Origin of the sequence: Bacillus sp. EE-W1 (assembly GCF_009760835.1) — a bacterium.
In the GTDB taxonomy this organism is placed as follows: Bacteria; Bacillota; Bacilli; order Bacillales; family Bacillaceae_G; genus Bacillus_A; species Bacillus_A wiedmannii.
Window position 1 is genome coordinate 109,602 of record NZ_WIPE01000074.1, and the last position, 23,718, is coordinate 133,319.

General features: G+C 37.5%; 22 protein-coding genes. All 22 read right to left on the reverse strand.

Annotation, left to right across the window (positions count from 1 at the left end; translation table 11 throughout):
• Nucleotides 1-92: 92 nt before the first annotated feature.
• Nucleotides 93-362: a 30S ribosomal protein S15 gene (gene rpsO, locus GFJ36_RS19785; protein ID WP_001229392.1), complete on the reverse strand. Its 270-nt coding sequence runs from the start codon at nt 360-362 to the stop codon at nt 93-95.
• Nucleotides 363-462: 100 nt separating this feature from the next.
• On the reverse strand, nt 463-1,434 hold the full coding sequence (ribF, locus tag GFJ36_RS19790) for a bifunctional riboflavin kinase/FAD synthetase (RefSeq protein WP_088123292.1): 972 nt from the start codon (nt 1,432-1,434) through the stop codon (nt 463-465).
• 43 nt (nt 1,435-1,477) lie between these two features.
• Nucleotides 1,478-2,401, reverse strand: coding sequence for a tRNA pseudouridine(55) synthase TruB (gene truB / locus GFJ36_RS19795; RefSeq protein WP_046957399.1), 924 nt, complete (start codon nt 2,399-2,401; stop codon nt 1,478-1,480).
• Between the two features lie 86 nt (nt 2,402-2,487).
• Nucleotides 2,488-2,844 (reverse strand): 30S ribosome-binding factor RbfA, encoded by a 357-nt coding sequence (rbfA, locus tag GFJ36_RS19800; RefSeq protein ID WP_000776445.1) that lies wholly within the window; start codon nt 2,842-2,844, stop codon nt 2,488-2,490.
• A 15-nt stretch (nt 2,845-2,859) separates the two neighbouring features.
• Nucleotides 2,860-3,141 carry a DUF503 domain-containing protein gene (locus tag GFJ36_RS19805; protein WP_000582364.1) on the reverse strand — a complete coding sequence of 94 codons (282 nt, stop codon included), beginning with the start codon at nt 3,139-3,141 and terminating at the stop codon, nt 2,860-2,862.
• The gene (gene infB, locus GFJ36_RS19810; RefSeq protein WP_000036353.1) at nt 3,138-5,198 is read right to left on the reverse strand and encodes a translation initiation factor IF-2; all 2,061 of its coding nucleotides are present in this window, start codon (nt 5,196-5,198) and stop codon (nt 3,138-3,140) included. The genes GFJ36_RS19805 and infB overlap by 4 nt, the downstream gene beginning before the upstream one ends.
• 4 nt (nt 5,199-5,202) lie before the next feature.
• Nucleotides 5,203-5,514: a YlxQ family RNA-binding protein gene (locus tag GFJ36_RS19815; RefSeq protein WP_001286521.1), complete on the reverse strand. Its 312-nt coding sequence runs from the start codon at nt 5,512-5,514 to the stop codon at nt 5,203-5,205.
• Nucleotides 5,515-5,787 carry an RNase P modulator RnpM gene (gene rnpM, locus GFJ36_RS19820; RefSeq protein WP_000071127.1) on the reverse strand — a complete coding sequence of 91 codons (273 nt, stop codon included), beginning with the start codon at nt 5,785-5,787 and terminating at the stop codon, nt 5,515-5,517. It lies immediately after the preceding gene.
• Between the two features lie 11 nt (nt 5,788-5,798).
• Complete coding sequence (gene nusA, locus GFJ36_RS19825) at nt 5,799-6,905, reverse strand: transcription termination factor NusA (RefSeq protein ID WP_157349725.1); 1,107 nt, start codon at nt 6,903-6,905, stop codon at nt 5,799-5,801.
• A gap of 17 nt (nt 6,906-6,922) precedes the next feature.
• Nucleotides 6,923-7,393, reverse strand: a complete 471-nt coding sequence (gene rimP / locus GFJ36_RS19830; RefSeq protein WP_000359099.1) for a ribosome maturation factor RimP — start codon at nt 7,391-7,393, stop codon at nt 6,923-6,925.
• 333 nt (nt 7,394-7,726) lie between these two features.
• Nucleotides 7,727-12,028, reverse strand: a complete 4,302-nt coding sequence (locus GFJ36_RS19835) for a PolC-type DNA polymerase III (RefSeq protein WP_098145662.1) — start codon at nt 12,026-12,028, stop codon at nt 7,727-7,729.
• 124 nt (nt 12,029-12,152) lie between these two features.
• Nucleotides 12,153-13,853: a proline--tRNA ligase gene (locus GFJ36_RS19840; RefSeq protein ID WP_046956487.1), complete on the reverse strand. Its 1,701-nt coding sequence runs from the start codon at nt 13,851-13,853 to the stop codon at nt 12,153-12,155.
• A gap of 109 nt (nt 13,854-13,962) precedes the next feature.
• Nucleotides 13,963-15,219, reverse strand: a complete 1,257-nt coding sequence (gene rseP, locus GFJ36_RS19845) for an RIP metalloprotease RseP (protein WP_001090238.1) — start codon at nt 15,217-15,219, stop codon at nt 13,963-13,965.
• A 16-nt stretch (nt 15,220-15,235) separates the two neighbouring features.
• The gene (gene dxr / locus GFJ36_RS19850; protein WP_000790363.1) at nt 15,236-16,378 is read right to left on the reverse strand and encodes a 1-deoxy-D-xylulose-5-phosphate reductoisomerase; all 1,143 of its coding nucleotides are present in this window, start codon (nt 16,376-16,378) and stop codon (nt 15,236-15,238) included.
• Nucleotides 16,379-16,401: 23 nt separating this feature from the next.
• The gene (cdsA, locus tag GFJ36_RS19855) at nt 16,402-17,193 is read right to left on the reverse strand and encodes a phosphatidate cytidylyltransferase (protein ID WP_048545995.1); all 792 of its coding nucleotides are present in this window, start codon (nt 17,191-17,193) and stop codon (nt 16,402-16,404) included.
• A 17-nt stretch (nt 17,194-17,210) separates the two neighbouring features.
• Entirely contained in the window at nt 17,211-17,987 is a 777-nt protein-coding gene (gene uppS, locus GFJ36_RS19860; RefSeq protein WP_000971311.1) for an isoprenyl transferase, read from the reverse strand.
• Between the two features lie 85 nt (nt 17,988-18,072).
• Nucleotides 18,073-18,630 carry a ribosome recycling factor gene (gene frr, locus GFJ36_RS19865; protein ID WP_000531506.1) on the reverse strand — a complete coding sequence of 186 codons (558 nt, stop codon included), beginning with the start codon at nt 18,628-18,630 and terminating at the stop codon, nt 18,073-18,075.
• A gap of 2 nt (nt 18,631-18,632) precedes the next feature.
• Nucleotides 18,633-19,355, reverse strand: coding sequence for a UMP kinase (gene pyrH / locus GFJ36_RS19870; protein WP_000042666.1), 723 nt, complete (start codon nt 19,353-19,355; stop codon nt 18,633-18,635).
• Nucleotides 19,356-19,421: 66 nt separating this feature from the next.
• The gene (tsf, locus tag GFJ36_RS19875; RefSeq protein WP_048545999.1) at nt 19,422-20,309 is read right to left on the reverse strand and encodes a translation elongation factor Ts; all 888 of its coding nucleotides are present in this window, start codon (nt 20,307-20,309) and stop codon (nt 19,422-19,424) included.
• A gap of 103 nt (nt 20,310-20,412) precedes the next feature.
• Nucleotides 20,413-21,114: a 30S ribosomal protein S2 gene (gene rpsB / locus GFJ36_RS19880; RefSeq protein WP_048546000.1), complete on the reverse strand. Its 702-nt coding sequence runs from the start codon at nt 21,112-21,114 to the stop codon at nt 20,413-20,415.
• 350 nt (nt 21,115-21,464) lie between these two features.
• Complete coding sequence (gene codY / locus GFJ36_RS19885) at nt 21,465-22,244, reverse strand: GTP-sensing pleiotropic transcriptional regulator CodY (protein WP_157349726.1); 780 nt, start codon at nt 22,242-22,244, stop codon at nt 21,465-21,467.
• 77 nt (nt 22,245-22,321) lie between these two features.
• Complete coding sequence (gene hslU / locus GFJ36_RS19890; protein WP_060488429.1) at nt 22,322-23,713, reverse strand: ATP-dependent protease ATPase subunit HslU; 1,392 nt, start codon at nt 23,711-23,713, stop codon at nt 22,322-22,324.
• Nucleotides 23,714-23,718: the final 5 nt, after the last annotated feature.

Sequence of the window (23,718 nt, forward strand, 5' to 3'; positions counted from 1 at the left end):
ACCTCTAGTATTACCGAAAATGAAGTAAGCTATAAAGGGTAGAAGATATATTTTTACCTAACAAAAAAGCGGGAATATTCCCGCTTCTTTGACTATCGACGTAAGCCAAGCTTTGTGATTAATTCACGGTAACGTGTGATATCGCTATTACGAAGGTAAGTTAGTAAGTTACGACGTTTACCAACCATCTTTAATAGACCACGACGTGAATGATGATCTTTCTTGTGAGTACGTAAGTGCTCGTTTAGAGTGTTAATTTGCTCCGTTAGGACAGCAATTTGAACCTCTGGAGAACCAGTATCAGTCTCATGAGTTCTAAATTGTGCAATGATTTCATTTTTACGCTCTTGTGTTAAAGCCATCCTATTTCACCTCCTATTAATTAAACCCCCAATTACCTAGCAAGCGTCGGTGAGTCGCAATGCCAAGCAATGGTTGTCATAAAGTACATAACATAGAATACTACTTTTCATTTGAAAAAGCAAGTATATTCTTTTCGTTCGCAAAATATTCTTGTGCTATTTTCTTATCTTTTGCAATTTGTTCAACTAACTCATCGATGCCATTGAATTTCTTTTCTTCTCTTATACGCATATGCCACTCTACTGTAACATTTTGATCATATATGTCTTTGTTAAATTCAAATAAGTGCACTTCAATAGATAATTGACGCTCATCTTCTTTAAAAGTTGGTTTATATCCAATATTACATACACCATCGTACCATTCATCGTGAACTTTTAATCTCACTGCATAAACACCTACAGGTGGTAATAGATACTCATCACTTAAACCTATATTAGCTGTGGGAAAACCAATTTGACGTCCACGCTTATCACCGTGTACAACTGTTCCCCCTACTGTATATGCTCTACCTAAAATAGATGGAATTTGTTCCATTTCGCCATTTCGAATTAACTTTCGTAATGCTGTAGAACTTACTTTCTCTTCTTGAAATTCAACTTTTTCAATCACAGTCTGTGTAAACTCCCCTCTTGCATGAAATGGTAAAGTCTCCATCTTTCCTTTTCCTAAACGTCCATATGAATAATCAAACCCTGCTACTACATGCTTTACATTCAAACCAATAATATAATCATCTACAAATTGTTGTGGCAATAAGCCTGCAAACGATTCATCAAATTTAATAACATATAATATATCGATCCCTAAGTTTTCGACTATTTTTTCTTTATCACACATTGGTGTAATATACTCCGCATGCGCTTCCTTTTTTCCTAAAACAACAGATGGGTGCGGATAAAATGTCATAACTGCACTTTTATATCCTCGTTCATCAGCTATTTGTTTCGCAGTTCGAATCACACATTGATGTCCTAAATGAATGCCATCAAAAAATCCTAATGCCATTACAGTAGGTGGTAATTCTAATTTATTTTGTTCATGTGGATGAGTTAAATGAATAAGTTTCACGCTTGAATTCACCTTTTTCTGTAATAATCCTTCCAATAATTCATTATAGCTTTAGTTCTTGATTATTCACAAGTACTTTCATCGGCTTTAGCATACCAGGGTGTTTTGGATGGTGCTCATAAATTGCAAGGCAACGATTATTTGTATCAAACACTGTTATAAATGGCGCCGTTATTTGCAATTCATTTTTTAAGAACATACCATTCTTTATTTTCTCTGCTTGCTTTTCATCTACAACCATTTTCGGAAACTTACTTAATGCTTCATCAATTGAAATGAAGATAGACTCTACTGTTCCATTTTGCACGTTTTCTTCAATTTCTTCAAATGATATGCAATCTTCTAATAAAAACTCACCAGAAGCTGTTCTTACAAGGTGAGACATATGTGATGGGAAACCAAGTTTTTCACCAATCATTACTGCTAACGTTCTTACATATGTCCCTTTACTACACGTTACACGGAAACGGAATGAAATATTTTCTCCCTCAAACACTTCACGGTCATCTAGTAATACAAATTCATGAATTGTAATTGTACGAACTGGACGTTCAACTTCTTGTCCTGCTCTTGCATATTCATATAATTTTTTTCCGTTAACTTTTACAGCTGAAAACATCGGAGGCATTTGTTCAATCGTACCTGTTAATGCAGCAAGAGCCCCTTCTACTTCCTTACGAGTAATAACACGATCTACATTTTTCCTTTCAACAACTTCACCAGAAGCATCTTCAGTTGTCGTTGAAAATCCAAGTGTTACTTCACCTTCATATGTTTTCGTCTCACTTGTTAAAAATTGTGCAATCTTCGTTGCTCGTCCTACACAAATAGGTAATACTCCTGTTACATCTGGATCTAATGTTCCTGTATGACCAATTCGTTTCTCACGCAATATCTTTCTTAATTTAAATACACAATCATGTGATGTCATGCCTTTTGGCTTATGTAATAATACTACACCTTCCATATATGTTCACCTCATCATAATTCTTTCATAGTAATTATCCAAAATTAATTTTGCATTGAAAAAATGGATAGACAAATGTCTATCCATTATTCTTCACGTTTACCGTCTTTATTAATTTGATGTAAAAGTGTATCAATTCGATGACCATATCCGATAGACTCATCAAACTCAAAGGAAATTTCCGGTGTTTTACGAAGACGAATACGCTGGCCAATTTCTGAACGAATGAAACCTTTTGCCTTCGCTAAACCTTTTAATGTACTTTCTTTCTGTTCCTCATCACCTAAAACAGAAATATATACTGTAGCAATTTGTAAATCTCCACTCACTTGTACATCTGTTACTGTAACAAATCCAACACGTGGATCTTTAATTTTACGACTGATGATGTCGCCTAATTCTTTTTTCATTTGCTCGCCTACACGGTTTGCACGTAATTTCATAACTCTTCACCTCATTCAATACCATTCCAATTGTGTTATTGTACGTTCAATTTCAGGAAATGAATCGATGTACTCGAGTACACGATTCATTTCTTTTTCACAAATAACACGATTAGAGGATACAGAAACAATTGCAATTTCTGTACGTTGCCATACATCTTGATGCCCTACTTCTGAAACAGCTACATTATAACGCTGCTTCACACGAGTTAGCACCCGTTGCAAAATTGCTCGTTTCTCTTTTAAAGAATGCACATCGTAAATCATACACTCGAATGAGAGTGAAGCGATAATCATCGCTTCACTTCTTCCATAATGTACGCTTCAATGATGTCCCCTTCTTTAAGATCATTATATCTCTCAATTGTAATACCACACTCATAGTTTTGTGCAACTTCTTTTACGTCATCTTTGAAACGTTTTAACGTATCAAGTTGTCCTTCGAAAATTACTACGCCATCACGGATAATACGCACGCCACTATCACGTGTAATTTTACCGTCAATTACGTAACAACCTGCGATTGTTCCAACTTTTGTTACTTTGAATGTTTGGCGTACTTCCGCTTGACCGATTACTTTTTCTTCGAATTCTGGATCCAGCATACCTTGCATTGCTGATTCGATTTCTTCGATTACTTTATAGATAATACGGTGTAAACGAACATCAACATTCTCTAATTCAGCTGTACGCTTCGCATTCACATCAGGGCGTACGTTAAATCCAATTACAATTGCATTAGATGCAGAAGCTAAAATAACATCAGATTCTGTAATCGCACCTACGCCTGTATGGATAATTTTAACTTTAACACCTTCAACATCAATTTTACGAAGTGACGCTGCCATTGCTTCTACAGAACCTTGTACGTCTGCTTTCACAATTAAGTTAATTTCTTTTACATCGCCTTCTTGGATTTGTTGGAATAAATCTTCAAGGCTTAATTTAGATTTTTCACCACGCTGAGCAAGTAACGCTTCTTGTGCACGTGATTCACCGATTTGACGAGCTTTCTTCTCATCAGCGAATGCCATGAAACGATCTCCCGCTTGTGGTACTTCGTTTAAACCTGTAATTTCAACAGGAGTTGATGGACCAGCAACTTTTACACGACGACCAATATCACTTACCATTGCACGAACACGTCCGAATGAAGTACCAACAACGATTGGATCTCCAACTCGAAGTGTACCGTTTTGAACAAGTAATGTCGCGATAGTTCCTTTACCTTTATCAAGCTGTGCTTCGATTACAGTACCAGTTGCATAGCGGTTTGGATTTGCTTTATATTCTTCTACTTCACTTACAAGAAGAATCATTTCTAATAAGTTGTCAATTCCTTCACCTTGAATTGCAGAAATTGGTACGAAAATTGTATCTCCGCCCCAAGCTTCTGGAACTAATTCATATTCTGTTAATTCTTGCATTACACGATCAGGATTTGCCGCTGGTTTATCCATTTTATTCACAGCTACAATAATTGGTACTCCAGCTGCTTTCGCATGGCTAATTGCTTCAACTGTTTGTGGCATAACACCGTCATCAGCTGCAACAACAAGGATTGTAATATCCGTTACTTGCGCACCACGAGCACGCATCGTTGTAAATGCCGCGTGACCAGGCGTATCTAAGAATGTAATCTTCTTGTCATTTACTTCAACTTGGTATGCACCAATATGCTGAGTAATTCCACCTGCTTCGCCTGCAGTTACTTTTGAATTACGGATAGAGTCAAGTAAAGTTGTTTTACCATGGTCAACGTGCCCCATAATTGTAACTACAGCTGGACGCTCTTTTAAGTTCTCTTCATCATCTTGCTCATCGATGAATGTTTCAAATTCAGTTTCACTTACAACTACTTCTTCTTCTACTTCAATACCATAATCAGTAGCAATTAACTCAATTGTATCTTTATCTAAGTCTTGGTTAATTGTTGCCATAATCCCAAGCATAAAGAGCTTCTTAATAATTTCAGATGGCTCTTTGCTTAATTTTTTAGCAAGCTCACCTACTGTAAGACTTCCAGAGAAAGTAACTTTATCTGGTGTTTCTACAGTTTGTGTTTGTTGTCTTCCAGCAAAGTTATCTTGACGTTTGTCTTCATTTCCTTTGCCTTTTTTCTTTTTCTTATTGCTGTTCTTTTTACTACGAACAACTTTTTCTTCTACTTCAAACTCATCTGCAACAGAAGGTTTTTCAGTTTGATACGCATTATCTAATTTATTTACTACTTCATCTTCTAACATTGTCATATGATTCGAAACCTCGATATTCATTTCTTTTAGTTTTGTCATAAGATCTTTACTTGAGATATTATGTTGTTTTGCATATTCATGCACTCGAATTTTACTCATACCTTCACCCCCGGTAATTTGTATCGAGCATGCTACGCAGCTTTTTCGCAAAGCCCTCATCTAACACAGCTACAACGACTCGCTCGTCTCTCCCAATCGCATGCCCTAATTGTTGTCGATTTTCGACCTTTCTCATTGGTACGTTGTAATACGTCGCTTTATCCGTGATGCGTTTTGTAGTATTTGCTGACGCATCTTCAGATAGCAATACAAGTTTTGCTTTGCCACTTCGTACTTCTTTTAAAACAAGTTCTTCACCCGAAATAATTTTCCGAGCCCGGTTTGCTAGTCCTAAAAACGATTTCCAATCGGACACTTATTTCGACTCCTTCTCAACAAGCTCAAGAAGCTCTTCGTATAGAGAACCGTCGATTTTCGCTTTTAGATGATGTTCCAAAACATTTTTCTTTTGGGCTTGAAGAATACTTTCTTTATCTTTTGATAAATAAGCACCTCGTCCTGATTTCTTTCCAGTTAAATCAATGGACACTTCTCCCTCTTTGGAACGAACAATGCGAACGAGCTCTCGTTTTGATTTCATTTCTTGCGTTGCAACACATTTTCGTAACGGAACTTTTCGATTGCTCATACTCATCACCTCTATTCGATTTCGTCTTCAACTGAATCGAATCCGAATGCGATTACGCTATCTTCTTCTGTTACAATACCAAGTTGTTTCGCATCATACTCACTCTTAATATCAATTTTCCAACCTGTTAATTTAGCTGCAAGACGTGCATTTTGTCCACGCTTACCAATAGCTAATGACAGTTGGTGGTCTGGAACAACAACTGTTGTTGCTTTTTCTTCTTCATCTACAAGCACTTTAACAACTTGTGATGGGCTTAAAGCATTTGCAACATATTCTACTGGATCATTTGACCAGCGAACGATGTCAATCTTTTCGCCTTTTAGTTCGTCTACAATGCGTTGTACACGTTGTCCTTTCGGTCCTACACAAGAACCTACTGGATCAACATCAATGTTCTCTGCATGTACAGAAATTTTAGAGCGATCGCCTGCTTCGCGTGCTACAGAACGAATTTCAACAGTTCCATCATAAATTTCAGGAACTTCCATTTCGAATAAACGTTTTAAAAGACCAGGATGTGTACGTGATACGTAAATTTGTGGTCCTTTCGTTGTTTTTTCTACTTTCGTAATGAATACGCGAATACGATCATGTGGTTTGTACTGTTCGTTTGGCATTTGCTCACTTACAGGTAATAAAGCTTCTACTTTCCCTAAGCTTACATAGATGAAACGAGCATCTTGACGTTGTACGATACCCACCATGATATCTTCTTCACGGTCACTAAACTCAGAGTAAATAACACCACGCTCTGCTTCGCGCACTCGTTGTGTTACAACCTGTTTTGCAGTTTGTGCTGCAATACGACCGAAATCTTTTGGTGTTACTTCAATCTCTAGTACGTCACCATCTTGATAGTTTGGATTAATTTGTCTTGCTTCTTCAACAGAAATTTCAAGACGTGGATCAAACACATTATCAACAACGTCTTTACGTGCTAAAACTTGAATTGTTCCCACTTCTGGGTTAAAGCTCACACGAACGTTTTGTGCTTGGTTAAAATTGCGTTTATAAGCAGAGATTAACGCTGCTTCAATCGCATCAATAATAATATCTTTGCTAATTCCTTTTTCTGACTCTAATACGAGCAAGGCATCTAACAACTCAGTGCTCATGAAGATCCCCCTTCTAACTAAAACGTAACAGCAAGTCGCGCATTTGCAACTTTATCCATTGAAATTTGGATTTCTTTTTTACGTGTTTTAATTGTTAATAATAATGTAATTGTAGTACCATCGTAGGAAAGTAGCTTTCCTTCAAACATTTTTTCACCATCAATCGGCTCATATGTTTTAATTGCCACTTGTTTTCCTACCGCTTGCTGGAAGTCTTTCTCTTTCTTTAATGGGCGTTCCGCTCCAGGAGATGATACATCCAAAAAGTAAAGATGAGGAATTGGATCCTCTTTATCTAAAGCTTCGCTTAAACGTTCACTTACCGCACCGCATTCTTCAATGTCGACTCCCTTTTCAGAATCGATGAATACGCGTAAGAACCAGTCTTGTCCTTCTTGCACATACTCTACATCTACAAGTTCAAGATTTAACTCTTCAACGATTGGCTGCGCAAATGCTTCTACAACTTCTGTGACTTTCTTATCCATAAACAGCCTCCTTCCTGCCGCCATGTACCATTTACAAGAAAAGACCCCGTCCATAAAAACGGTCCATCTTATTCTTTCTCGTTAGCTAATAAAAGCCCCTGCCGTTAAGCAGGGAATATCTGTCTTAGTATTACCAAATTTAAGAAGTAAAACTTGTAACAAAATATGTATATACGACAGAAATTTCTTACCTCTCCACATCAATAAAACGTAGATAGTAACACGAAAGAGTGGGTTTCCCCACTCTTTTTTTTACACAATATACATGACATGGTTATCTCGGTTAATAGTATACCATAGCAAATGTTGATTTGCAAAGAATTTTCCTACCTATTAGAACAGTGATAACTGGTTTTGATCAGGTAGATCGCCTAAGCAACCTTGACTATCTAAATACTCAATAATTGTTTTCGAAACCTTACTGCGCTGCTGCAGGTCTTCTTTTGATAAGAAATCTCCATTTTTGCGTGCTTCTACAATACTTAAAGCTGCATTTGTACCAAGTCCAGGCACTGCATTAAATGGAGGAATTAAAGTATCCCCATCAATAATAAATTCTGTTGCATGCGAACGGTATAAATCAACCTTTTGGAATGAGTATCCACGCTCACACATTTCAAGTGTCATTTCTAGTACTGTTAATAAACTTTTCTCTTTCGGCGCTGCATCCAAACCTTTTTGCGCAATTTCATCAATTCTTACACGTATAGATGCTGAACCTTTCGCCATCGCCTCTACATCAAAGTCATCTGCACGAACTGTAAAGTATGCCGCATAGAATAGAAGCGCGAAATGTACTTTAAAGTATGCAATACGTACAGCCATAAGTACGTAAGCAGCCGCATGGGCTTTAGGGAACATGTACTTTATTTTCTTACATGAATCAATATACCAACCTGGTACATTATTACTTTTCATGTCATCTTCCCATTCTTCCGGTACACCTTTACCTTTACGAACTGACTCCATGATTTTGAAGGCTAATGATGGGTCTAAACCTTGATAGATTAAATATACCATGATGTCATCACGACAACCGATAACTTCACTCAGCGTACATGTACCGTTATAAATTAACTCGTTTGCATTACCAAGCCATACGTCTGTACCATGTGATAGTCCAGAGATTTGGACTAACTCAGAGAATGTCGTAGGTTTCGTCTCTTCTAACATCTGCCTTACGAATTTCGTACCAAACTCTGGTATACCAAGTGTACCTGTTTTACAGTTAATTTGTTCTTCCGTTACCCCTAACGATTCCGGGCCTGAGAAAATTTTCATTACTTCCGGATCGTCTGTTGGGATTGTTTTCGGATCAATACCACTTAAATCTTGTAACATACGAATAACAGTAGGATCATCGTGTCCTAGTATATCAAGTTTCAATAAATTATCATGAATGGAGTGGAAATCAAAGTGTGTAGTTCTCCACTCAGCCCCTATTGAATCTGCCGGAAACTGAATTGGTGAGAAATCAAAGATATCCATGTAATCTGGCACAACGATAATACCACCTGGATGCTGTCCGGTTGTACGTTTTACGCCCGTACATCCTGCTACTAAGCGGTCAATCTCTGCATTTCGAATCGTTAAATTATGATCATTTGCATAACCTTTTACATATCCATAAGCCGTTTTTTCCGCAACTGTACCTATTGTACCCGCACGGTATACATAATCTTCACCGAACAGTACTTTCGTATAGTTATGGGCACGTGGTTGGTATTCCCCGGAGAAGTTCAGATCGATATCGGGTACCTTATCTCCTTTAAATCCAAGGAACGTTTCGAACGGAATATCATGTCCATCTTTCACGTATGGAACATTACATGCAGGACATTCTTTATCCGGCAAGTCAAAACCAGAACCTACAGAACCATCATTAAAGAATTCTGATTGCTTACACTTCGGACATACATAGTGTGGTGGTAATGGGTTTACTTCTGTAATTTCCATCATCGTTGCAACGAATGATGAACCTACCGATCCACGCGAACCTACTAAATATCCGTCTACTAACGATTTTTTCACAAGCTTATGTGAAATTAAATAAATTACGGCAAATCCATGCCCAATAATACTTTTTAATTCTTTTTCTAAACGTGCTTCTACAATTTCAGGTAACTCTTCACCATAAATGCTACGCGCCATTTTATAACTCATATCACGCGTCTCATCATCTGCACCTTCAATTTTCGGTGTATATAGATCATCTTTCACTGGATGAACATCACCAATTAATGATGCAATCTTTTGTGTATTCGTTACAACAATTTCTTTCGCTACGTCTTCACCTAAGAATGAAAAACACTCTAACATTTCATCCGTTGTACGGAAATGTACAGGTGGTAATGAATGCCGGTTTAACGGATTGGCTCCGCCCTGCGAACTGACTAAAATCTTGCGATACATTGCATCCTCTGGATCTATATAATGCACGTTTCCTGTAGCAACAACTGGTTTATCTAACGTCTCACCTAGTTTTACTAAGTTAGAAATAATTGTTTTTAATTGTCCCTCATCTCGAACAAGTTCACGCTCTACTAAATGACGTAACACCTCTGGAGGCATTACTTCAATGTAATCATAGAACTGCGCAATTTCTTCTACCTCTTCAGGAGCTTTTTGCATCATCGCCTCAAATACTTCACCTTTATCACAAGCCGTTCCTACTAAAATTCCTTCACGATATTTTTTTAATAGTGACCTTGGTACTCGTGGTACACGGTAAAAGTAATTTAGGTGAGAATAGGAAACAAGTTTATATAAATTTTTCAACCCTACATCTGATGTCGCAAGTAACGTCATATGACTTGGACGTCCACGCTTATACGCATCCCCTTGCCCCATGCTATCATTTAATTGATCGTGATATTCAAATCCCTTTTCAATCACATCTTTTAACATTTTCACAAGTAAGTATCCCGTTGCTTCTGTATCATAAATCGCACGATGATGTTGCGTTAATTCAATATCAAGCTTTTTACACATCGTATTTAATCGATGGTTTTTCATTTCCGGGAATAAGAATCTTGCAAGTTCTAACGTATCAATAACAGGATTATTCGTTTTTTCTAGTCCAGCCTTTTTAAAACCTACGTTAATAAAGCCCATATCAAAACTTGCGTTATGAGCAACAAGTGTATGGTCACCCATCCATGCTTCAAACTTTTTAAACACTTCGTCCACTTCTGGTGCATCCGTTAACATATCATCTGTAATACCTGTTAATTCAATGATCGTCGCAGATAATGGTTGATGTGGATTTGCGAAAGATTCAAAGCGGTCAATAATTTCGCCACCTTTTACTTTTACAGCCGCTAACTCGATAACAGTATCATATACAGCTGATAAACCTGTCGTCTCAACGTCGAAAACAACATAAGTTTCCTCTGCAAGTAAACGATGCGCTTCGTTATATGCAATCGGTACACCATCATTAACTAAATTCGCCTCTACACCATATATAACTTTAACCCCAGCCTTTTTACCCGCAGAATATGCCTCTGGGAAAGACTGCGCAACAGCATGGTCTGTAACAGCGATTGCCTCATGTCCCCATTTACCTGCTTGGGCAACAAGTCTAGAAACAGGAGTAACAGCGTCCATTTGGCTCATCGGTGTGTGAAGATGCAGCTCTACACGTTTTTCACCTTCTGGCGCTTTATCTTTACGAGACGGTCCTGTTATTTCATTTATATCATTTGCAATCATTACTAAATCTCGAACGAATGTATCGTTTTGAACAGAACCACGCGCTTTCACCCACATTCCTTTTTTCAAGGATTGCAGCATTGGAATATCTTCTTTGTCACGCGAGAACATTTTGATCATAATTGAATCCGTATAGTCTGTTATTTTTAAAGTTAATAACGTACGGCCACTACGTAGCTCTTTCGTTTCTACATGGAAGACATACCCTTGAACTGTTTTTCTTCTTTCTTCATCTTGAATTTCTCGCATCGGTGTAATCTCTTCATCCGGCTTAATAAGATATCCGAGTACAACCGGTCCTTCATGCACAACGCTACTTTCTTCAGCTTGCTTCTTTGCCATTTCTTCCATAGCTTGTATAACACGTTCACGATCTTCTTGCTGCGTTTGCTCACGAAACTTTTGCATTTCTTCTGTATTTTGCTGTATATGTGTGTCTAACTGAAAACGCGGGAATCCAAAAGTTTCGTATTGATCCCCTACTGGTTTCGCAACGTTTTTCTTTAAAGCAGTAGATTCCAGCTCATTATTCACATTTATTAGCAACTTCACTCCATTCACCTGCGGAAGCTGCTTTTTTAAGTAAGCAAACATAGGTGAAAATGTAATTCGTTCCGTACAAAGTGGCCAATACGCCCTCACTTCTTCTTCTGTAAATTGTTTATTCTCTGTTTCTAATGCAAATGTTGTTCTTGCAATATGAGAAAATGATTGCTTAAGCTTTGTTTCTAGCAATTCATATAATTCTGTAGGCAAAATTCGTGGCACTTGTAAATCAAAATGCCAACTTTTATTCGTTTTATCAATAACGAGCCTTTCAATGCCACCACCTTGTAAATATTGATTTATAAGGTCGTCTGGTATTTGCAACTGCTGGAGCAAAATTTGAAATCGCTCTTGTTGTTCATTTGTTAAAGACATAAGCACTCTCCTTCCATTTGCTATTATAAATTGAAACGTACTACAAAGAAAGATTTCTCCCTTCTTCTTTTACAAAATACGTTTACAAAGAAAGAGAAGGTACCTCATTACGAGGTACCTCTTCTTATTTTAAAATATTTGCAATATATGTTTGAAGTTCTTCTACTTTCACTTCTTCAGACTCGCCTGTAGCACGTACTTTCACTTCTACAATACCTTCGTCTGCTTTTTTACCAACTGTCACGCGAACTGGAAGGCCGAATAAATCTGCATCTGCAAATTTAACACCTGCACGTTCTGCACGATCATCTAGTAATACTTCGTACCCTTGCTCTTGTAATGAGTTGTAGATGTTTTCACCCATTTCACGTTGCGCATCAGATTTCATGTTTACTGGAATTACATGCACATGGAACGGTGCAACAGCTTTTGGCCAAACTAAACCGTTCTCATCATTAAACTGCTCTGCGATTGCTGCAACTGTACGAGATACACCGATACCGTAACAACCCATAATAAGTGGTTGTGTTTTTCCGTTTTCATCTAGGAATGTTGCGTTCATTGCTTCACTATAACGAGTTCCTAATTTGAATACATGGCCAACTTCAATTCCGCGTGCGAAAAGAATTGTTCCATTTCCATCTGGAGACTGGTCTCCTTCTTGAATGAAGCGTAAATCTGTATATTGACTTACTTTAAAGTCACGTTCTGGATTTACATTTACATAATGGAACCCTTCTTCGTTCGCTCCTGAACATCCGTTAACAATTGATGCTACAGCATGGTCTGCGATAATTTCGATATCACCTGTTACACCAATCGGTCCTAAAGAACCAACTTCACAGTTTAATAACTCTTTCACTTCTTCATGAGAAGCAAGCTCAACAACTGAAGCGCCGTATACATTTTTCACTTTTACATCGTTTACTTCATGATCACCACGAACAAGTACAACTACTAATTTCTCATCTACTTTAAATACCATAGACTTAATGCACTTGTCAGCTTCAATGTTTAAGAATGCAGATACTTCTTCAATTGCTTTTTGATCTGGTGTTGCTACTTTTTCAAGTGCCTTTTCTGCTTCATCACTCTTCGTATACGTAGCTACCACAGGAGCCATTTCGATGTTTGCTGCATAATTAGATGTATCAGAGTATGCAATTGTATCTTCACCAACTTCAGATAATACCATAAATTCATGCGTATCTTTTCCGCCCATTGCTCCAGAGTCAGCAATAACTGCACGGAAATTCAAGCCACAACGAGCAAAAATGTTAGAGTATGCTTTGTATAAGCGATCGTATACTTCATCTAAACTCTCTTGTGTAGCATGGAAAGAGTATGCATCTTTCATTAGAAACTCTCTTCCACGTAATAAACCGAAACGAGGTCTTTGTTCATCACGGAATTTCGTTTGAATTTGGTACAATGTTAACGGTAATTTTTTATATGATTTCACTTCATCACGTACAAGATCCGTAATTACTTCTTCATGTGTCGCTCCTAATGCGAATTCACGAGCGTTACGATCTTTCATACGCATTAATTCAGATCCGTAAGAATACCAACGGCCTGATTCTTGCCATAATTCTGCAGCTTGCATCGCTGGCATTAATAATTCTACAGCTCCTGCGCGCTCCATTTCTTCTCGAACGATACGTTCTACTTTGTGTAGTACTTTTAATCCAAATGGTAGAAAACTATAAATACCAGAAGCATTTTGACGCATAAAACCTGCACGAAGTAATAACTGATGACTCTTAATCTCCGCATCAGCTGGAACTTCACGTAATGTAGGACTGAATACCATACTTTGTTTCATTTATTCGCACCTCTTCATTTTACTCTTACACGCAGTAAAACCCCTCACCTCGAGTTAGGTGAGGGATTTTATTCTACGAGCTCTATTTCATTATAAGTTTCACTTTATTTTACAAGAAAAACTTACGAATGTCATTCCAAGTTACAACTAACATAAGTAACATTAATAATGCAAAACCAATAAAGTGAACCATTCCTTCTTTTTGGCGGTCAATTGGTTTCCCTCGTAACGCTTCAATTAAGAAGAAGAACAAACGTCCACCGTCTAAAGCAGGGACTGGTAGTAAATTAAATAAACCAAGGTTAATACTTAAAACTGCTGCTAAACTTAATACACGCGTAAATCCATAATCTACGACTTGATCTGTTAGATTATAAATTCCTACTGGACCTGACAACTCATTAATAGAGAATTGACCAGTTACTAATTTCACAAGTGAATCAAAAATTAGTTTTGTCCATTGGTATGTTTGTTCAAATCCTGATTTAATAGAACCCATTACTGTTTTCTCTACTGGAGAGTAAACACCAATTCTACCTACTTCGTCTTTTCCTTCTTTATCGAGTGTTGGCGTTACTTTTACATTAAACTGTTCATTATCACGCTTTACTTGTAACGTAATTTCTTTATTTGGGTTTTCACGTACAATGGTAACAACATCTTTCCATGTACTTGTGTTTTTCCCATCGATTGCTTGAATTGTATCATTTTCTTTTAATCCGGCTTGCTCGGCTGCACTATTCTCCATTACTTTTCCGACCATTGGCTTGTCAACAGGAACACCTTGTACAAATCCAAGAATCACAAAAATAACAAATGCTAAAATGAAGTTCATTGCAGGACCTGCAAAGATTGTTAAGGCACGTTGACCCAATTTCTTGGAGCCGAATTGCCTATTATACGGAGCAATTTGTATTTCTTCACCAGCAGTAATAATACGAGCCTTTTCATTCACTCGGAATGTTTGAAGCTCTTCCTCGTACTCTTCATAGCCCGAAATTGTTAAATTATGCTCTAAATCAGCTTGTTCGACTTCAATGACACGAACATTTGGATACTTTTCATATCCATCAAAAACTAATTTCGCAACTTCGTCTTTTTCATTTAATACAAGGCCAACCTTTTTTCCAGGCTTTAACTCAACTGTGTCTGCATCCTCGCCAGCCATTCTTACATAGCCACCAAGGGGCAGTAATCGAATCGTATACACCGTTTCATTCTTTTCAAATGAGAATATTTTCGGACCAAAACCAATCGCAAACTCACGGCATAAAATACCTGCTCTTTTTGCGAAATATAGATGCCCTAGCTCATGGAAAAATACGAGTGCACCGAAAATTAATATAAAGGCAATCGCTGTATTCAATTCCATACCACCTTTGCTAAATTTGTTCCATCACAAACCGTCTTGTGGTTGCATCAATTTCCAGAATTTCCTCTAAGCTCGGACGTGCAATGACATTGTGATGGTTCATTGCTTTTTCAATGAGGTCTTCCACTGTTAAGAAACCAATTCTCTTTTGTAAAAATGCTTCAACAGCTACTTCATTCGCTGCATTCATTACAGCTGGCATACTTCCACCTGTTTTTCCAGCTTCGTACGCAAAACGCAAACAACGGAAACGTTCTTGGTTCATTTTCTCAAAATGCAATGTCCCCATTTCCCATAAATTTAACTGTTTTGTGTCTGAAAGAGGTAATCGATCAGGATATGTAAGTGCGTATTGAATTGGTACTCGCATATCAGGTGAGCCAAGCTGTGCCATCACACTACGATCTTCAAATTCAACCATAGAATGAATAATACTTTCTTTATGTAAAACAACATCGATTTGCTCATAAGGGATACCAAAAAGCCAATGTGCTTCAATTACTTCTAGCCCCTTATTCATCATTGTAGCAGAATCAATTGTAATTTTCGAACCCATTGACCAGTTTGGATGTCGAAGCGCATCTTCTACGGTCACATGATGCAATTCATCTCTCGTTTTATCACGGAAACTTCCACCAGAAGCCGTAATAATTAGTCGAGAAATTCTTTTTTCATTTTCACCATTCAAGCATTGAAAAATAGCTGAATGTTCACTGTCTACTGGAAGTAACGAAACATTATGTTTTCGTGCTGCTTCCATTACAAGATGCCCTGCGGTTACTAACGTTTCTTTGTTTGCAATTCCGATTGTTTTTTTCGCCTCAATTGCACGAAGTGTTGGTAACAACCCTACGCTACCTACAACAGCATTTACTACAATCTCTGCATCTGGATGTAATGCTACTTCTAAAAGCCCTTCACTACCATATACAATTTTTGTATTACCAGAGACAGCTTGTAATTTTAAAACATCTTCCTCTCTTTGCACAGAGACAATTTGCGGAGAAAATTCTTGAATGACCTTTACTGCGTAGTCAATATTTTTCCCTACAGAAAAAGCAACGAGACGGAATTGGTCTGGGTGCGAGCGTAATACATCTAAAGTTTGTGTACCAATTGATCCGCTTGCACCTAATAAACTAATGTTTTTCATGACTCCAACCCCTCGTTCATTTATTAATTGTATTGTAATAAGAAGTAGAGAATTGGTAAAACAAATAACCAACTATCTGTTCGATCTAATATACCACCATGTCCAGGTAAAATTGTACCTGAATCTTTTACGCCATAATGACGTTTAAATGCAGATTGTACTAAATCACCAATTTGTCCAAAAATAGAAATGATAATTGTCAACACAATTAAAATCCCTACATTAGCCTCAACTGGGAAGAACATATTGTAAACAAGTGCCACAACAATCCCACAAACGATGCCGCCTAATGAACCCTCAATCGTTTTATTCGGACTAATTTCTGGCCATAATTTTCTTTTTCCTAATGCTTTCCCTACGAAATATGCGCCTGAATCGGTAGCCCATATAACAAATAATGCGCAAAACACATATTTAATTCCTAAAATTCTCGTTTCATTCAAATATAAGAATCCCATTGCAACATATGTTGTTGCCATTAGTAAAAAGGAAGCATGGTCAAAAGTAAATGTATTCTTAGAAAGGACTGTATATGATAAAAGTAATAAAACAATCACAAATGTGATTTCTAATTTACCTAATCCAATCCAAGTAAACAGTTCTGATGCACTACTTGGAATTAAAATAACCCATAATAATACTGCAGCTAAAACTGTTGGTATTGAAATAAGCGTAAGCTTATTCATACGAATTAATTCATATAAACCTATAGAAGCAAGTGCATACACTAAAACCGTAAAAGGCACGCCACCGTAAATTACGATGGGAATGAATAGCGCGGCAGCAACCACTCCAGTAATAATTCTCTGTTTCACTACCAAACCCTCTCTTTCTACACGCCTCCGAATCTGCGCCCTCTATGTTGAAAGTCTGTAATCGCATTTAGCAAATGTTCCTCGGTAAAATCTGGCCAATACACATCTGTAAACCAAAACTCCGAATATGCAATTTGCCATAACATGAAATTACTAATACGTAGCTCTCCGCTCGTACGAATTAACAACTCTGGATCAGGTAAAGAACTCGTCATTAAGTAGGAAGAAAGCATTTCTTCACTTACATCTTCAACACGAATTTTTCCTTCCTCACTATCTTTCACCATATGTTGCACAGCAGAAACGATCTCATCTCGACTTCCATAGTTTAACGCGAAATTAAGAATTAATCCTGTATTCTCTTTCGTATCTTCCATGGCCTTTTCCATCGCTCTGCGTGTATGCGTAGGAAGACGATCTTGTTGTCCTATCACTCGGACTTGTACGTTCTCTTCAATCAATTCTGGTAAAAATGTACCTAGAAATTCTTCTGGAAGCCTCATTAAATAGTCAACTTCCTTTTTCGGTCTTTTCCAGTTCTCAGTTGAAAAAGCATAAAGAGTTAACACTTTCACATTAAGTTTGCTTGCAAATTTTGTGATTTTCTTTACAACTTGCATGCCTTCATGATGTCCCGCAATACGAGGCATCGCTCTCCTCTTTGCCCATCTTCCATTACCATCCATAATGATGGCAATATGTTCTGGGATGTATCCTTTTTTCACTTTTTCAACGAGATGATCAAACGATGCGACCTTTTTACTTTTAAAAAAAGGAAAGTTTTTAAACATCATTCATACCCTCCAGCAAGCAGACGTATGCCTAAAAGTGTAAAAAGACCCCCTTAAGAAGAGGGTCATATTTGCGAAGGTATCGCTATTACACTTCCATGATTTCTTTTTCTTTGTTTTTTGCGATTTCGTCAACTTTTGCAATATATTTATCTGTTTCTTTTTGGATATCTTCAGTATATCCTCTTAAATCATCTTCTGTAATATCGCCAGCTTTTTCAAGCTTCTTAAGATCATCGTTACTGTCACGACGTACGTTACGAACAGCAACTTTTGCTTCTTCAGCATATTTTTTCACAACTTTTACAAGATCGCGACGACGCTCTTCTGTTAATGCAGGGAATGCAATACGAATTACAGTTCCATCATTAGAAGGATTTAAGCCTAAATCTGCTTTTAAGATTGCTTTTTCAATATCACCGATAGAAGTTTTATCATAAGGTTGAATTACAAGTAAACGTGCTTCTGGAACTGTAATGTTCGCTAATTGCACAACAGGTGTTGGTGCACCATAGTAATCAACTTGTACCTTATCTAATACAGACGAGCTTGCACGACCTGCGCGAACTGTTGCCAATTCACGAGAGTAAGCAGCAACTGCTTTTTCCATTTTTTCATTTGAAGACTTCAATACTTGTTGTCCCATATTTATTTCCCCCTTACAACTGTTCCGATATTTTCGCCTAAAACGGCACGTTTAATGTTACCTTTTTCCATAACCGAGAATACAATTAATGGAATATCATTGTCCATACATAAAGAAGAAGCTGTTGAATCCATTACACCTAAACCTTCTTTTAATACATCTAAGTAAGTAAGTGTTTCGTATTTCGTAGCTGTTGGGTCAAGAGATGGATCTGCATTATATACGCCATCTACATTGTTTTTCGCCATTAAGATAACGTCTGCTTCGATTTCCGCTGCACGTAGTGCTGCCGTTGTATCTGTAGAGAAATATGGGTTACCTGTACCTGCTGCAAAGATCACAACACGTTTTTTCTCTAGATGACGAATTGCTTTACGACGAATGTAAGGCTCTGCTACTTGACGCATTTCGATTGAAGTTTGAACACGAGTTTGAATTCCAATGTTCTCTAGGCTATCTTGAAGAGCTAATGAGTTCATAACTGTTGCTAACATACCCATGTAATCTGCTCCAGCACGATCCATTCCCATTTCACTTCCGATTTTTCCACGCCAAATGTTTCCGCCACCAACAACAACAGCAACCTCTACATCAAGTTCTGCAATTTCTTTCACTTGTTCCGCAACTGATTTAATAACAGATGGGTTAATTCCAAATCCTTGTTCGCCAGCTAACGCTTCTCCGCTTAGCTTTAATACGACACGATTATATTTCGGTTTACTCATAATGAACCTCCAATTGCTTACATCTTTATTTTAAAAAAGGGAACACAATGTGTTCCCTAATCTTTATTAGTTGCTACCTTTTACTTGGTTCATTACTTCTTCAGCAAAGTTGTCTTCGCGTTTTTCGATACCTTCACCAACAGCGTAGCGAACGAATCCTTTTAATGTTCCGCCTTTAGACTCAACGAACTGACGAACTTTCATATCAGGGTTTTTAACGAATGCTTGGTCAAGTAAGCAAATTTCTTCGAAGAATTTGCCTAGACGGCCTTCAACCATTTTTGCAACGATTTTTTCAGGCTTGCCTTCGTTTAAAGCTTGTTGTGTCAATACTTGACGCTCATGCTCAACTTCTTCAGCTGTTACAGCATCGCGGTCGATGTATTTAGGGTTAACTGCTGCGATGTGCATTGCTACATCTTTAGCAGCAGCTTCGTCAGTAGAACCTTCAAGAACTGTTAATACACCAATACGTCCACCCATGTGTAGGTAAGCGCCGAATGCATCAGCATCAGTTTTTGATACGATTTCGAAACGACGAAGTGTAAGTTTTTCACCAATTTTAGCGATTGCTTCGTTGATGTGCTCTTCTACTGTTTTGCCGCCTTCGATTGTTTGAGCCATAGCTTCTTCAATGTTAGCTGGTTTGTTAGTTAATAAGTGTGCAGCTAATTCTTTAATTAATGCTTGGAAACCTTCGTTTTTCGCAACGAAATCAGTTTCAGAGTTTAATTCTAAGATTAAACCTTCGTTACCGTTTGTTTCGATGAAAGTTAAGCCTTCAGCAGCGATGCGGTCTGCTTTTTTAGCAGCTTTTGCAATACCTTTTTCACGTAAGAAGTCAATTGCTTTCTCCATGTCGCCATTAGTCTCAGTTAAAGCTTTTTTGCAGTCCATCATACCTGCGCCTGTTTTTTCACGAAGTTCTTTTACCATTTGTGCAGTGATTGCCATATTTTTCATCCTCCTAAAATATGTATTTATACCTTTTATAAAGGTGTTTATACCTTAAAAAAGGTGATAAAAGGCCGAACCCCTTATCACCTTTCCAAATTTGTTACGCAGTAACAGTTTCTTCACCTTGTTTTGCTTCAAGGATCGCGTCTGCCATTTTAGATGTAAGAAGTTTTACAGCACGAATTGCATCATCGTTTGCTGGGATAACGTGATCGATTTCGTCTGGATCACAGTTTGTATCAACGATACCGATGATTGGAATGTGTAATTTGCGTGCTTCAGCAACTGCAATACGCTCTTTACGAGGGTCTACTATGAATAATGCACTTGGAAGACCTTTCATATCTTTAATACCGCCTAAGAATTTCTCAAGACGCTCTAACTCTTTTTTAAGTTGAACAACTTCTTTCTTAGGAAGTACTTCGAAAGTACCATCTTCTTGCATTCTTTCGATGTCTTTAAGACGCTTGATACGCTTTTGGATTGTTTGGAAGTTTGTTAAAGTTCCACCTAACCAACGTTGGTTAACGAAGTACATACCAGCACGAGTTGCTTCTTCTTTAATAGCTTCTTGTGCTTGTTTTTTAGTACCTACGAATAAAATGTCTCCACCTTCAGCAGCGATGTCGCGCATCGTTCTGTAAGCTTCCTCAACTTTTTTCACAGTTTTTTGTAAGTCGATGATGTAGATACCGTTACGCTCTGTGAAAATGTAACGCTTCATTTTTGGGTTCCAACGACGAGTTTGATGTCCGAAATGAACACCAGCTTCAAGCAATTGCTTCATAGAAATTACTGACATAATATAGTTCCTCCTAAATGGTTTTTGATATCCTCCGTTTACTTCATCTCTAAGCGAAACTACAAACGTAGCACCAACACTTAAATCAGCAAACGTGTGTACTTTGTACTGACACCACTGCTTACTATATCATACTGAAATATTACAATCAAGTCGAAAATGCGAACAATGTAAAACTTTCTTTGTTCACACTCGAATTCTAGTATTACCAACCTGCATTTCTTTTAAGCAAAAAAGTGAAATTCAACTCATAGCTTTTCCAAAGAACACGATTATGACGCTTTTTACAGACACCATTAATCTTTTACACACAAAAAACTCTCCTCAAAAAACGAGGAGAGTTTTATAAATTAGTTTGTTTTTAATTTAGCAAGTTCCTGTAGAAACTTGTCGTTTAGCACTTTAATGTATGTTCCTTTCATACCTAAAGAGCGAGACTCAATAACACCAGCACTTTCTAATTTACGCAGTGCATTTACGATTACAGAGCGAGTAATTCCTACGCGATCAGCAATTTTACTTGCAACAAGTAAACCTTCTGTTCCATTTAATTCTTCGAAGATATGCTCGATTGCTTCTAACTCACTGTAAGATAATGAGCTAATCGCCATTTGAACAACAGCTTTACTACGTGCTTCCTCTTCGATTTCTTCTGCTTTTTCACGTAAGATTTCCATACCTACTACAGTTGAACTGTATTCAGCAAGGATTAAATCATCGTCTAAGAACTCTTGACCAAGACGAGCTAACACTAATGTGCCTAGACGCTCACCACCACCAACGATTGGTACGATTGTAGTTAAACCTTGATCGAATAATTCTCTATTTTCTACTGGGAATGCTGTGTAAGCACTGTTTACATCTAAGTTTGAAGACGTTTCTGTAATGTTGAATAAGCTTTGCGTGTACTCTTCCGGGAATTGACGCTCTGCAAGCATTTGTTTCATACGCTCATTCTCAATTTGTTGGTGAATTGCATAACCTAGTAATTTACCACGACGACTTACTACGAATACGTTCGCTTCAATTACTTCACACATTGTGTCAGACATTTCTCTAAAGTTTACAGGCTTTCCTGCTGCGCTCTGTAATAACGCATTTAATTTTCTTGTTTTTGCTAATAATTCCATTTCAAAAGTTCCTCCTACATGTTACTTACATATTTTTTCATCACTTGGAAACTAGGGCGAGTCACCTGATGACACTATTACAAAATAAACTGGCTCACATCTTTATTTTTAGCAATCGTTGCTAATTTCTCCTCAACGTATTGAGGTGTTATCGTTATTTTCTCTAACGTAATTTCAGATGCTTCAAACGATAAATCTTCAAGGAGTTTCTCCATAATCGTATGAAGTCTTCTTGCTCCAATATTATCTGTATCCTGATTAACTTGATAAGCAATCTCAGCAATCTTACGAATAGCTTCGTCTGAAAATTCAATTTCTATACCTTCAGTCGCTAATAAAGCCATATATTGTTTAATTAACGCATTGTCAGGCTCGATTAATATTTTAACAAAATCATCTGTCGATAATTTTGTTAATTCTACTCGAATCGGAAATCTCCCTTGCAGTTCCGGAATTAAATCCGACGGTTTAGACATATGAAACGCTCCAGCTGCAACGAATAAAATATAATCCGTTTTTACTGATCCGTATTTTGTCGCAACATTCGATCCTTCTACAATTGGTAAAATGTCACGTTGCACACCTTCACGTGATACATCTACGCTATTCGACTGCTTACCAGCAATTTTGTCAATTTCATCGATAAAAATAATCCCGAGCTGTTCAGCACGATAAACAGCCTCTTGTGTAACTTCATCCATATCAATTAAGCGCTGTGCTTCCTCATTTGTCAAGAGTTTTCTTGCTTCTTTCACAGAAAGTTTACGTTTTTTTGTTTTTTTCGGCATAAAACTTCCTAATGCATCCTGGAAATTCATTCCCATTTGTTCCATACCAGTTCCTTGTAACATATCGAACATGGAAGACTGTTGCTCAGTCACTTCAATCGATACAATTTCATCTTCAAGAAGTCCTGCAGCAAGCTTTCTTTCCACATCTTGACGTTTCTTTTCGATTTCACCATCTTCCTGTGCATCAGATGTTTGATTCGAATTTTGAGCACCGCCAAATAGCATTTCTAATGGGTTTTTAAATCCAGATTGTTTCTCCGGACTCGGCACTAAAATTTCAACAAGACGTTGGTTCGCTTGTTCTTCTGCTTTGTCTTGTACTTTAATTACCATTTCTTCTTTCACGATACGAACTGACGTTTCCACAAGGTCACGTACCATCGATTCTACATCTCTACCTACATATCCAACTTCTGTAAATTTGGTAGCTTCAACCTTAATAAAAGGTGCTCCAACGAGTTTCGCCATTCGTCGTGCTACCTCTGTTTTACCAACACCTGTCGGTCCAATCATTAAAATATTTTTAGGCGCAATTTCATCACGTAGATTTTCAGCTAATTTACTTCGACGATATCGATTTCTTAAAGCTACAGCAACCGCTTTCTTCGCATCTTTTTGACCGATAATGTATTGATCTAATTTTTCCACAATTTGACGCGGAGTAAAATGTAAATGCATATAAA